This is a genomic window from Tardiphaga sp. (assembly GCF_028290495.1).
In the GTDB taxonomy this organism is placed as follows: domain Bacteria; phylum Pseudomonadota; class Alphaproteobacteria; order Rhizobiales; family Xanthobacteraceae; genus Tardiphaga.
On record NZ_JAQGJT010000125.1, the window covers coordinates 19,870 to 32,595 of the forward strand.

The 12,726-nt window shown below is 63.4% G+C and carries 12 protein-coding genes; 3 read left to right on the forward strand and 9 right to left on the reverse strand.

The window, feature by feature from the left end:
- Positions 1-12: 12 nt before the first annotated feature.
- Positions 13-1,293: an amidohydrolase/deacetylase family metallohydrolase gene (locus tag JWQ24_RS18665; protein ID WP_299811300.1), complete on the reverse strand. Its 1,281-nt coding sequence runs from the start codon at positions 1,291-1,293 to the stop codon at positions 13-15.
- A gap of 90 nt (positions 1,294-1,383) precedes the next feature.
- Complete coding sequence (locus JWQ24_RS18670; protein WP_299811302.1) at positions 1,384-3,669, reverse strand: TonB-dependent receptor; 2,286 nt, start codon at positions 3,667-3,669, stop codon at positions 1,384-1,386.
- A gap of 140 nt (positions 3,670-3,809) precedes the next feature.
- Here JWQ24_RS18670 and nikR point away from each other — a divergent pair, with 140 nt between their 5' ends.
- Both nikR and JWQ24_RS18680 read left to right on the forward strand, forming a co-directional pair.
- Positions 3,810-4,268, forward strand: coding sequence for a nickel-responsive transcriptional regulator NikR (nikR, locus tag JWQ24_RS18675; RefSeq protein WP_299811372.1), 459 nt, complete (start codon positions 3,810-3,812; stop codon positions 4,266-4,268).
- Between the two features lie 157 nt (positions 4,269-4,425).
- Positions 4,426-4,647, forward strand: a complete 222-nt coding sequence (locus JWQ24_RS18680) for a hypothetical protein (RefSeq protein ID WP_299811305.1) — start codon at positions 4,426-4,428, stop codon at positions 4,645-4,647.
- A 75-nt stretch (positions 4,648-4,722) separates the two neighbouring features.
- Here the strand turns inward: JWQ24_RS18680 and JWQ24_RS18685 are convergent, their stop codons facing one another.
- Positions 4,723-5,541 (reverse strand): aldo/keto reductase, encoded by an 819-nt coding sequence (locus tag JWQ24_RS18685; RefSeq protein WP_299811308.1) that lies wholly within the window; start codon positions 5,539-5,541, stop codon positions 4,723-4,725.
- A 102-nt stretch (positions 5,542-5,643) separates the two neighbouring features.
- Here JWQ24_RS18685 and JWQ24_RS18690 point away from each other — a divergent pair, with 102 nt between their 5' ends.
- The gene (locus tag JWQ24_RS18690; RefSeq protein WP_299811310.1) at positions 5,644-5,772 is read left to right on the forward strand and encodes a hypothetical protein; all 129 of its coding nucleotides are present in this window, start codon (positions 5,644-5,646) and stop codon (positions 5,770-5,772) included.
- A 62-nt stretch (positions 5,773-5,834) separates the two neighbouring features.
- On the opposite strand, the gene JWQ24_RS18695 is transcribed toward JWQ24_RS18690, so the two are convergent.
- From JWQ24_RS18695 to JWQ24_RS18720, 6 genes are all read right to left on the reverse strand, one after another.
- Positions 5,835-6,740: a glyoxylate/hydroxypyruvate reductase A gene (locus JWQ24_RS18695; RefSeq protein WP_299811312.1), complete on the reverse strand. Its 906-nt coding sequence runs from the start codon at positions 6,738-6,740 to the stop codon at positions 5,835-5,837.
- 30 nt (positions 6,741-6,770) lie between these two features.
- Positions 6,771-8,402: an ABC transporter ATP-binding protein gene (locus JWQ24_RS18700; RefSeq protein WP_299811315.1), complete on the reverse strand. Its 1,632-nt coding sequence runs from the start codon at positions 8,400-8,402 to the stop codon at positions 6,771-6,773.
- 1 nt (position 8,403) lies between these two features.
- Positions 8,404-9,243, reverse strand: coding sequence for an ABC transporter permease (locus JWQ24_RS18705; protein ID WP_299811317.1), 840 nt, complete (start codon positions 9,241-9,243; stop codon positions 8,404-8,406).
- The gene (locus JWQ24_RS18710) at positions 9,240-10,211 is read right to left on the reverse strand and encodes an ABC transporter permease (protein WP_299811320.1); all 972 of its coding nucleotides are present in this window, start codon (positions 10,209-10,211) and stop codon (positions 9,240-9,242) included. The genes JWQ24_RS18705 and JWQ24_RS18710 overlap by 4 nt, the downstream gene beginning before the upstream one ends.
- 85 nt (positions 10,212-10,296) lie before the next feature.
- Positions 10,297-11,847, reverse strand: a complete 1,551-nt coding sequence (locus JWQ24_RS18715; protein ID WP_299811323.1) for an ABC transporter substrate-binding protein — start codon at positions 11,845-11,847, stop codon at positions 10,297-10,299.
- 54 nt (positions 11,848-11,901) lie between these two features.
- A complete protein-coding gene (locus JWQ24_RS18720) occupies positions 11,902-12,675 on the reverse strand; it encodes a class II aldolase/adducin family protein (protein WP_299811325.1) in 774 nt (257 codons plus the stop codon).
- Positions 12,676-12,726: the final 51 nt, after the last annotated feature.

The window sequence follows — 12,726 nt, forward strand, 5'->3', positions numbered from 1 at the left end:
GTTCGCGGTGGCTCATCTCACCGCGAACGGCGACTGGTACGGCCGGCCGAACGGAACGCCGTTGATCACGGTCTGCACTGGCTTCAGGAAGACCTTGCCGTCGCGCTTGTTGTTGCGCGTGTCGACAAAAGACACCGGCCCCTCGACCAGCTCCATGATGGCGACGTCGGCGGGAGCGCCGACCTTCAGCGTGCCGATATTGGCCGCGCGGCTGATGATCCCGGCGGGCGCCGTGGTGGCCATGGCCACCACCTGCTCCAGCGAATAGCCCATCGTGAGGAACTTGCTCATCACCCACGGCAGATAGGGCATCCCCGGCGTGTTGCCGGAGAACACGTGGATGTCCGACGAGATCGTATCCGGCGGGCAGCCCTGTGCGATCGCCGCGTCCGCCACGGTGAAATCGAAACTGCCGCCGCCGTGGCCGACATCGAAGATCACGCCGCGCTGCTTGGCGGCGAGCGCGGCGGGCAACAATCGGCCGTCCTTGACGATGTTGGTGAAGGCGCCGGCCAGGTTCGGCGCACCGGAATAAGCGTGGGTCAGCACGTCGCCGGGGCGCAGCAGGTCGAGGATGCCCGACATCAGTTCGGTCGACTCGACGCCGCCGATATGGACCATCATCTTCGCCGGCCAGCCGCACATCTCGCAGGCCTGGATGGCGCGCTTCAACGGCTCGAGTCCGTGCCTGAAGATCACGTTCTCCGACATCCGAACCTTCACGCCAATCAGGAAGTCCGGATTTTCCGCCAGCGCCATGGCGCAGGCTTCGACCTGCGCGTTGTCGATGTTGTACAGCTCCGCGACGGGGAAGGCCGACAGGCCGTTATTGGCGATGTGCACGAAGGCGTAAATCCGCGAGCGCGACTGCGCGACGATGTAACGGCGCAGCGCCGCGAGGTTGTTGACACCGGCATCGCCCGCCGAGACCACCGTGGTAGTGCATTGATGCTGCACCAGTTCGTCGGCGGGAATGCCGATTGCCGAGCCGTAGGGATAGACGTGGCAATGCAGGTCGATCAGGCCGGGCGTCACCAGTTTGCCCGAAGCGTCGATGCTCTTCGAAATTCGCGCGGCCGGAATTTCCGCCTCGATGGCTTCGACGACGCCCCAACGAATGCCGATGTCGCGCCTGCCGCGCAGCGACTGGCCGGGATCGAGCACCTCGCCGCCCTTGATGACCAGGTCGAACTTGTCGTTCGGACCCATGGCGGCCCTGGCGCCACCGGGCATGGCGGCCACGGCCGCAGCCCCCGACAGCGCGAGAAAATCGCGGCGCGATAGTTTGGACATCGGCGTCTCCCCCGGCGTTTTCTGGTTAGGCAGAGGATGATCCGGCCGCGCGGCAGGTGCAAGCTGCGCTGCGGCAAGGCCCGCACGAGGTCAGAACGCGCCGGCCACCGTCAGGCGCAGCGCCAGCGGCTCGACGGGGTGCAGCACGCGGTCCATCACGCCGGTCTGGCACACCGCAGCGGGCGCGGTTGGCGCGCCGGAGGCCGGGAAGCACATGGCGTAGAGCGAGTCGGTCTTCAGCAATGAGCCGTAAGCGTAGGTGATCTGATCGGATTGGCTATCCAGCAGGTTGAAGCCGTCAAGCTGAATGCGCCAGCCATTGACGAAGCGGTAGCCCACCTGGCCGTTCAGCAAACCGGTGTTGGGCGAGGTGAAGGCGCCGTCCTCGGTGAGCGGCCGCGGGCCGAAATAGCGATAGCGGAGCGCGCCAAACCAGCCGGTGGCTTCTCCCAGCCTTATGCCGGAGGTGGCGACCATGTTCGGCGCCCCGGGGATCAGATTGCCCGGTGCACTGCCGATCTGCGATTGCGGGAACCCCGCGAGTTCGTCATAGGCCGCGGCCTGACCGGCATTGTCGCCGCGGAAGCGCGCGCGGGTGACGGCGATATCGCCCTCCAGCGTCAGCCACGGCAGTGGCCGATAGTCGTTGGTCCATTCGACGCCGACGCGTCGGCTGGGGCGGCTGGCCTCGGTATCACCGGCGTCGCCGACGAACAGGATTTCGGAAGCGGAATCGAGCATGAACAAGGCGACCGAACTGGTCAGGCCGGGGATGAGCGTGCTGCGCAGGCCGACTTCCGCGCCCTTCGTCTTCACCAGGAACGGCGAGCGCGCCACCGTCGAGCCATCGATCGGCGATTCCGTGATGGTGACGCCGCGCGCGTCGTTGCTGTGGAAGCCCTCACCGGCATTGAGGAACAATTCGGTCTTTGCGAACGGTCCGAATACCAGCCCAACCTTGGGGCTGCCGATGAACGCATTGGCATTGCCGGAATTGGCCGGGGTGAACAACGAATTGACCGACGTATCGTAATAGTCGCCGCGCCAGCCCGCGGTCGAGCGCATCCAGTCGGTCCAGTACAGCGTGTTCTGCACGAAGACGCCGACGCTGCCCTCCTTCACCGCATCAGAGCGGATCGGCGAGAGATACTGCCGCCGCACGCTGTTGTTCAGATCGACCTGAATGTTGTCGTAGCGGCTCTGCACGCCGATTTCGGTCTGCATCGGCAGGCCTGCAAACTGGCTGTTGAAAGTATGCGACGCGCTGAAGCCACCGAGCACGCGGTCGTCATGCTGGTGGAATTGATCGCCATCGACGGGATTGCCGAGATAATAGGTAAAATTGTTCCAGAGGTTGAGCGAGCTCTTGATGAGGTAGAAATTCGCCTTCGAGGAACCGGCGTCGTCGCTGCGCGCCCATCGCCCGGACAGCGAGAAGCGATTGGCGTTGCCGCCGTCGCTCGCATCGAGCGCGCCAAAGCGGCCGATCTGGCCGGAGGCGATAGCGCGCGACGGCACCTGATCGGTGGAATTCCATTTGTTGGCATAGGCCATCGCGGTCAGCGTGAAGCCGTCACTCGCAGTGCCCTGGCTGTAGCGCATTACGCCGTTCAGCTTGCGCAACGCGTCGGGATTGTCCCACGGGCCATTGTAGGTCTGCGCTTCGCCGGCCACCAGCAGCGTGCCCTCGCCGAGCTTTGCCGACGTAACGCCGAAGCCGCGGCGATAGCCGAAGCTGCCCGCGGTAATCGACGCCACCGTCCTGGCGACGCTGTCGAGCAGGCCGACATGCACCGCGCCCACCGAGGAGAAGTCGCCCTCATCGGCGAAATACGGTCCCTTGCGGATGTTGACCTCGCCGATCAATTCCGGGATCAGGAAATTGAGGTCGGCATAGCCCTGGCCGTGGCCGTGGGTGCGCATGTTGACCGGCATGCCGTCGATGGAGATGGCGAGATCGGTGCCGTGATCCAGATTCACGCCGCGCAGAAAATACTGGTTGGCCTTGCCGTCGCCGGAGTGCTGCGTGACGATCAGGCCGGGCACCACTTCCAGCGCTTCGGCGGGTCGCGAAAACGGCCGCGCATTGACCTCGGCGCCGCCAACGTTCTTTTCGCCGGCGGAAGCGACCGGCGCAGGCGCCGTCGTCTGCACCACCACAACGGGCCGCCTTGCTTGCTTCCGATCTTGCTTCGGATCAGGCTTGCGGCTTGTTGTCCGTTCGGCGCGCGGCCGGGGCGCGGGATCGCGCAGCAGCGGCGCGATGATCTCGACCGGCGGCAACGCGGTCGCGATCCGCTGCGCGAAGGCCTGCGGCGCGGCGGCGAGCGCGAACGCCAGCGTGAGCCCGGCTGCGATAATAACGGATCGATACATCGTGATGTCGGGCAGGCTATACTGGTTTCAACACCGCGAAACTGACATAGCGAGTATGACGATGTCAAACATTCGTCATACTTTTGAGGGGCCAGTTCTGGAGTGGCCAGTTCTTGAGCAGCCAAGCCCTTGAGGAATTCATGCAGCGCATCACGATCACGCTCGACGACGATTTGATGGAAGAACTGGACACCATGATTGCCGCGCACGGCTATCAAAACCGCTCCGAAGCGATCCGCGATTTCGCCCGCGCAGGGATGCAACAGGCGGCCACAGACAAAGGCGGATTTTCGGGCCAGGACAAGGCCAGCGAATGCGTCGCCGCGCTGGTCTATGTTTACGACCACGCCGCCCGCGACCTGTCACGCAGGCTGGTCGACACCTATCACCACCACCACGACCTCTCGCTGGCCACGCTGCACGTCCATCTCGATGACGACAACTGCATGGAAGTCACGGCGCTACGCGGACCCGGCAAGGAAGTGCAGCACTTCGCCGACCACATCATTGCCGAGCGCGGCGTGAAATACGGCCGGGTGGTGATGATGCCGACGGCGGGAAAAAGCGACGCGAAGAAGAAGCCGCACAGGCACGACTAGAACGGCGCTCCAGCCCGTGCCCGTCATCACGAGTGATCCCTCGCGATGCTACAGAATACAGCTGCAGCTGAACAACCATTCAGAAAATTATACTAGCCGGGGCGGAACGTAGCGGCGGGGTTGCAGTTCATTCTCCACTCACATGGAGGATAGCATCATGAAGAAGTTTGGACTTGTGGTTGCAGCGATCGTCGCCGCCGGCATTGCCGTTCCCTCGATCGCCAGCGCTGAAACCATCATCGTCAAGCACGGCGACCGCGGCGCGCGCGCCGAAATGCGGGGCCACGACCACGGCTACCGCCATCACGACCGCGGCTTCCGTCATCATGACCGCAAGGTTATGATCATCAAGCGTGGCGGTCATCATCACCATGATTGATGCAGGCTGACGCTGCTGGAATGGCCCCTCACGGGGCCATTTCCTTTTCGCGTCAGGTCTGACAGGCCTTGCGCCTCAATCCCAATCGGGCGCAAACGCAGGGCTGACGAGGCGCTGGTTCTTCGGCAACGCCGCAATCGCTGCGCGGTCGGCATCGTCGAGCGTCAGTTTCAGCGCGTCGAGATTGGCCTGCTGGCTCTGCGCGCGCGCAGCCTTCGGAATCGCGCAAACGCCGTCCTGATCGAGCAACCACTTCAGCGCGACCTGCGCCGCACTGGCATTGTGTTTCGCGCCGATGCCCTGCAGCACCGTGTTGTCAGCGACCTTGCCCTGCGCCAGCGGGCAATAGGCCACCAGCGGAATCGATTTCGCCGAGAGATACTTCCGCAGCGGCGTCTGATCGAGCAGGACATGATATTCGACCTGATCGCAGGCGACCGGCGCACCGATCTCCTCGACCACGGTCTTAAGCAGCGCCACCGTGAAATTGGCGACACCGATGGCGCGGACGCGGCCGTCGTCCTTCAACTTCATCAGCGTCTCGAAGATTGACGGCAGGTCCATGCCCGCCTTCGGCCAGTGCACCAGATAAAGATCGACGAAATCCAGTTTCAGCTTGGCCAGACTCGTATCGAACGAGCGGCGGATCGCGTCGGGCGCGAGATTCTCGTTCCAGACCTTGGTGGTGACGTGCAGATCGGCGCGCTTGATGCCCGCGGCCTTGATGGCGTCGCCCACTTCGGCCTCGTTGCCGTACATCTCGGCAGTGTCGATGTGGCGATAGCCGAGGCCGATCGCGCTTTCGACCGCCGTGCGGCAGCCGTCGCCCTGCAGGCGATAGGTGCCGAGGCCAAGACGCGGCAGGGCGATGCCCCGGGTGTTCAGACTTTCCATGAAGATCTCCTGATGGCGCAAACAGCGCAAGACGGCGGGGCCGCTGCTTGATACGCTGGCAGCAGCCACAACAAAATTCAATTCGTCGGGAGATTTTGCCACATGGAGAAAGCGTTACGCGGCTGGCTCGAGGCCCACGGGCTGCTCGCCATCACCGGAGCCGTGATGGGCATCATTGTCGGCATCGCCGTTCTGCTGGTGGCCGGCGGCTTCTGGTTGGCGCGCCCCTAGCCGCTTCCCTCTCCGCCCGGACAAAGCAAGGCTTCGCCTGGCGGAGAGAAGTCAGCTTGCGCCTAGTATCCTCGACCGAGGTCGACCGAATCCTTCGGACGCACGCCCGCCTCTACTGCCTCGGCGGTGGCCAGGATGGTCTTTCCGACCGCCGGCCGCGTCACGTCGCAGGCGTCGTGCGGGGTCAGCATGATGCCGGGATGGTTCCAGAACGGGTGCTCCGGCTTCAAGGGCTCGCCGACGAACACGTCGAGCGATGCGCCGGACAGCTGGCCGCTGTCGAGCGCGGCGAGAAGGTCAGCCTCCACCAGATGTTCACCGCGACCGACCTGGATCAGATAGCCGCCGCGCGGCATCCGGTTGAACAGGTCGCTGCTGAGAATGTCGCGGGTCTCCGACGTCAGCGGCAGCAGGTTGATCAACACCTCGCTCTCCGCGAGCATTGCCGTCAGGCCATCGGCGCCATGAAAGCCGGCGATGCCGTCCGGCGTGGGCTTCGCACTGCGGCTCCACACCTTCACTGGAAAGCCCAGACGCGCAATATCCGCCGCGACGCGGGCGCCGATCGCGCCATAGCCGAGAATGCCGACCGGCACTTCGCTGGCGGCACGGGGGCCGAGGCGCTTCCACAGCCTGTCGCGCTGGTTCGCCAGATAGGTCGCAAAGCGGCGCTGATGCCAGATCACATGCCAGATCACGAAGCCCGACATCATCTCGGCCTGCGCCGGCTCGACGACGCGGACCACGTCGATGCCGTCGCGCAGGCTCGGATTCATCACGATGCTGTCGGCGCCGGCGGCGATCGAACATACCGCCTTGAGGTTCGGATAGTGGTCGAACGCGTCATCGGGCGGATACCAGGCCACGGCCATGGTGACATCTTCGGCGTTGCCGGCAAGGTGATCGACGAAAGTGATGCGGCCATCAAGGCGCGTGATTTCGGAGGCAAGGTGTTTGCGCAGGTTCACGTTCCTGCTCAGTAGTACGCAATGCATAGATCAGGCAGCTTTCGAGGGCGAGCCCTGGCCGGGCACAGCGGCCAGCAACTCGCGCGTATAGGGGTGTTCAGGATTGGCGAATAACTCCGCCGTCGGCTTCAGTTCGACAATAACGCCACGTTGCATTACCGCAATTCGGTCACAAATCTGCGCGGCGACGCGAAGATCGTGGGTGATGAACAACATCGACAGACCCAGCCGCGCCTTGAGGTCTTCCAGCAGCGCCAGAACCTGGGCCTGCACGGAGACGTCGAGCGCGGAGACAGCCTCGTCGGCGACGATGATTTCCGGATCGAGCGCGAGCGCGCGCGCAATGCCGATGCGCTGGCGCTGGCCGCCAGAGAATTCGTGCGGATAGCGCTCCATCGCGCCGACATCAAGGCCGACCATGCCGAGCAGGTCACGGGCGCGCTGCATCGCCACCTTTGGATCGGCGCCATGCGCGATCGGACCGTCGCTGATGATGTTGCCAACCTTGCGGCGCGGGTTCAACGAGGCGAACGGATCCTGGAAGATCATCTGAATGCGGTGGCGCTCGGCGCGCAGGGCCCTGCCCTGCAACTGGGTCAGATCGGATTCGCCGAGCCGCACCGAGCCGCGATCCGGCTTGATCAGCTGCATCACCAGCCGCGCAACCGAGGACTTTCCGGAACCGGACTCGCCGACCAGGCCGAGCGTCTCGCCCTGGTGGATGTCGAAGCTGACTTCGTTGGCGGCGCGAACCTTGCGGTCCGGCTGGAACCAGCCGCCGGACGTGACATAGGTCTTGTCGAGCCCCACCACCTCGACCGCCTTGGCGCGGCCTTCGAGCGGCGCGCGCACCGGGGGATGCATCGACGGCACCGCGGCCAGCAAGGCCTTGGTGTAATCGTGCTGCGGACGGGTCAGCACTTCGGCGGCGGAGCCTTCCTCGACCACCTTGCCGTAGCGCAACACGACGACGCGATCGGCGATGTCGGAGACGACGCCGAAATCATGGGTGATGAACATCACCGCCATGTTGCGGCGGCGTTGCAGATCGCGGATCAGCTTGAGGATCTGCGCCTGGGTGGTGACGTCGAGCGCGGTGGTCGGCTCGTCGGCCACCAGCACGGCCGGCTCCAGCGCCAAAGCCATCGCGATCATCGCGCGCTGGCGCTGGCCGCCGGACAACTGGTGCGGATAGGCACGAACGATGCGCTCGGGATCCGGTAACCCGACCTCGCGCGCCAGCCCCAGCGCCTTGGCGCGGCGCTCCTTCGGCGTCAGCAGGTCGTGGGCCTCGAACATCTCCATCATCTGGTCGCCGATCCGCATCAGCGGATTGAGCGCCGTCATCGGCTCCTGAAACACCATCGCGATGCGGCGGCCGCGGACGGCGCGCCAGCCGTCTTCATCGAGTTTCAGAAGATCGCCGCCGTCAAACGAAATTTCGCCGGTCTCGGTCGAAACCGTATCGGGCAGCAGGCCCATCAGCGCATGCGCGCACATCGATTTGCCGGAGCCGGATTCACCGACCACGCAGACGATCTCGCCGGGCACCAGATCGAGCGAGATGCCGTCAACGGCGTAGGGACGTTCCGCGCCCTTGGGCAGCGCGATGCGGAGGTTCTTGATGGCAACGGCGGGAGCAACGATTGCAGGAGCGGTCATTTCAGCGTCCGTCCTTGGCAAGGCGCGGGTTGAGCGCGTCGTTGAGGCCTTCGCCCACCAGATTCATGCCGAGCACCGAGATCAGGATGGCGATGCCCGGGAATACCGTGATCCACCACGCCTGACGGATCACCGTGCGGCCAGCGCCGACCATGTAGCCCCACGACATCAGGTTGGGATCGCCAAGGCCCAGAAACGACAGCGAGGATTCCAGCAGGATCGCGTTGGCGACCATCAAGGAAGCCAGCACGATCACCGGCGACAACGCGTTCGGCAAAATCTCGCGCCAGATGATCCATGAATTGCTCTGGCCGGTAACGATCGCGGCCTGAACATATTCGCGGGTGCGCAGCGACAGCACCTCACCGCGCACCAGACGCGCCACCGGCGGCCAGCTGACGATAGCGATGGCGCCGACGATCGAATAGATCGAGGGCTGCAGGATCGCCACCAGCACGATGGCCAGGGCAAAGCTCGGAATGGTCTGGAAGAACTCGGTGAAGCGCATCAGGGCGTCGTCGATCTTGCCGCCGAAATAGCCGGCGGCGGCGCCGAGCGGCACACCGATGGTCAGCGCCACGGTGGTCGAGACCAGACCGACCAGCAGCGAGACACGCGCGCCGTAGATCAGGCCGGCGAACACGTCGCGGCCGAGCGCATCGGTGCCGAGCGTCACCATCGGATTGCTGAACGGCGGCAGAAACGGCCGCTGCACCATCCGCCACGGCGAGGTCGGGAAGATCATCTGCCCGAACAACGCGATGAAGATCGCTACCGAAACGATGGCCAGCCCGATCAGCCCGCCGGGATTGCGCAGCATGGCTTTCCAGAAATTCTTCATGATGCAAACTCGATGCGCGGATCGACCAGCCGGTAGACCAGATCGGTCGCAAGATTGAAGATCAGAACCATCGCCGAGCAGACCACGAACACGCCGAGCATCAGGTTGTAGTCACGCTGCAGCAGCGCCTCGTAGAGCAGACGGCCGATGCCGGGCCACGCAAACACCGTCTCGGTGAGCACGGCGCCGCCGACCAGCGTGCCGGAATGGACGCCGGCCAGCGTGACCACCGGCAGCAGCGCGTTGCGCAGCACATGACGGCGCTGGATGATGTTGTCCCGCAGCCCCTTGGCGCGCGCCGTCTTGACGAAATCCAGCCGCTTGACCTCGAGCATCGAGGCCCGCGTCATGCGCGTATAGGTCGCCATGAAGAACAGGCCGATGGTCATCGCCGGCATCACCAGATGCGCGGCGACATCCCGAACATGCGCAAAGCCGGTGTAATCGGCGCCGATGGTCTCGTAACCGAAGCTGGGAAGCCAGCCGAGATAGACCGAGAACAGCAGGATCGCCATCAAGGCGACCCAGAAGATCGGCGTCGCGTAGAACAGCAGCGCCGAAACCGTGATGGCGGTATCCGCCCATGTCCCCGCAAATCTCGCCGCCAGCGTGCCGAAGGTAATGCCCAGCAGCAGCGATATGCCAAACGCCGACAGCGTCAGCAGCAGCGTCGCCGGCAGCCGCTCCCCGATCAGCTTGGACACCGGCATCTGCTGGCGGAACGAGAAGCCGAGATCGAGGGTAGCTACGCCCTTCACATAGGTCAGCAGCTGTTCGGGCAAAGGCTTGTCGAGGGAGAACTTCTCGCGCAATTGCGCCACGAAGAGCGGGTCGGAGGCGCCGGCTTCACCGGCCATCACCGCGGCGGGATCGCCGGGCGCAAGCCGGATCAGAAAGAAGTTCATCACGATAATCGCGAGCAGGACGACAACGCCCTTCACGATCCTCTGGGCAACGAATGACAGCATCAGAGGTCCATCGTTTCAGTTCAGAGTGTCAAAAAAGATAAACCCGTGACGATCGCAGGGATCGTCACGGGTTTGGGCTGAAAGCTTACTTGTCGATCCAGACGTCGCGGAAGCCGTCGTTGACGCCGATGCCGGTCGTGATCAGGTTCTTGATCTTGCAGTTGGTGATGGTCGGGAACTGCAATTCGAGCATCCATGCCACCGGCACGTCCTCGACCAGGATCTTCTGCATCTTGTCGTAGATTTCCTTGCGCTTCGAATCCGGCGTTGCGACCGCGCCGTCCTCGAACAGCTTGTCGATCTCGGGATTGGAATATCCCTCAAGGTTATTGAACAGCTGGCCCTTCTGGATGGCGCTCGTTACGTAGTTGCGACCGACGCCGAGAGCCGGATCGCCGTACTGATACAGATAGGTGAACGAGATGTCGTAATCCCATTCGCTGTTCTTCTGGTTCGAGCCGGGCACGTCGGTGGCGATGGTCTCGATATTCATGCCGACGTCGACGAGGTTCTGCTTCACAGCTTCACCCCAGCGCGACCAGGTCTCGCCGTAAGGCAGCGGCATCAGGCGGATCTTCTCGCCCTTGTAGCCGGCTTCCTTCAGCAGCGCCTTGGCCTTGGCCGGATCAAACGGGTACTTCGGCACGTCGTCGGTGTAGAACTTGATGGCCGACGACGACGGGCCGGTAGCCACCTTGCCGAGACCGTTCCAGATCACGTCCTTGGCGAATTCGCGGTCCACGGCGTACATGATCGCCTGACGCACCTTCTTGTTGGCAAGCACAGGGTTGCGGTTGTTCAGCCACATCCAGGCCATCGGCGAGAAGAACTCCCATCCGTCGCCGGTGACGCAGGTGTTGGGCAGCTTGCTGACGCGCGGCACGTCGAAGTTCTCGATCGAACCGCCGGGCAGAACATCGACCTTGCCGGTCTCGTAGGCCACCGAACGCGCCGCGGCGTCGGGGATGATCTGCCAGTAGATGCCGTCGATATAGGGCTTGCCCTTGATGTGATAGTTCGGGTTCTTCACCAGCTGGATGTAGGAACCCTTCTTCCATTCCTTGAACATGAAGGGGCCGGTGCCGATCGGCGCATTGTTGGCGACGTTGGTCTTGACGTCGGTGCCTTCATAGATGTGCTTCGGGATCATCGGCATCGAGCCGACCTCGAAGATGCCGAGGAACGGGCCGAACGGCTGCTTCAGCGTGAACACGACGGTAAGATCGTCGGGCGCTTCGACCTTTTCGAGCTGCGCGAGGTTGTTGCGCGCGCGGGCGTGGGTGACCTTCAGCGTCTCGATCGAGAACAGGACGTCCGCCGAGGTAAACGGCTTGCCGTCATGCCAGGTCACGCCGGACTTAAGCTTGAACGTATAGGTCTTGGCGTCGGGGCTGACGGTCCAGCTTTCCGCCAGACCCGGCTGCGGCTCCAGCTTCTTCGAGTAACGCAGCAGGCCTTCATAGATATTTCCCGACACCATTTGTGTCGGGCCGTTCTGCACAAGGGCCAGCATGAGGCCCGGGGGTTCCGGCTGGATCACGGCGTTGATGACACCGCCTGTCTTGGGCTCCTGAGCCAACGCCGCGGTACAAAGACTTGTCGTCAAAGCAAGGCCAACCAAGAAATGCTTCAGCATGATCTTCCCCTTAAGCGCCTATCGGCGCAGTGTCCCCGGATGCGTAACTAAACCTCAGCTCTTGTATTCGGGATCCGTGCGATCGAGCATGCGCTTGAACGCTGCCCACTCGCTGTCCGGACGCCGTTCGACTTCGATCTTCTCGTAACCGCGCGCATACTGGCTGGCAGTGTGCAAGGCGATCGCCTGCGACGGCATTTCGATTTCGGCGCCCGACGCCTGCAGCGCGAGCTGCGCACGGCAGGAACGCTCCATGTTGTGCATCAGCTTGAAAGCTTCGCCGACCGAACGACCGCAGGTCAAGAGGCCGTGGTTGCGCAGGATCAGCACGAACTTTTCGCCGAGATCGGCGACCAGACGCTCCCTTTCCGACAGGTCGAGCGCGATACCTTCGAAATCGTGATAGGCGATCTTGCCGGTGAACTGCATCGACCACTGATTGAGCGGCAGCAGGCCACCCTTCTGGCAGGCAACGGCAACACCGGCGACGGTGTGGGTATGCAGCACACACAGCGCGTCGTGGCGCGCGGCGTGAACGGCGCTGTGGATAGTGAAGCCGGCGGGATTGATGCCAAGGCCGAGCGGATCGTCGATCACCTCGCCGTTGATATCGACCGTGACGAGGTTCGACGCCGTGACTTCTTCAAAGCGCATGCCGTAGGGATTGATCAGGAAGCGATCATGGCTGCCGGGCAGCCGCACCGAAATGTGCGTGTAGATGCTGTCATCGAGACCGAGGCGGTGAATCAGTCGGTAGGCCGCCGCGAGATCGATGCGGGTCTGCATCGTGGCATCGTCGGTCGGCGTAATGCTTGTATGGATATTCACAGTCTCAAATCCTGATTTTTATGGAGTTTGCAGAAAACACAAACGCATGGC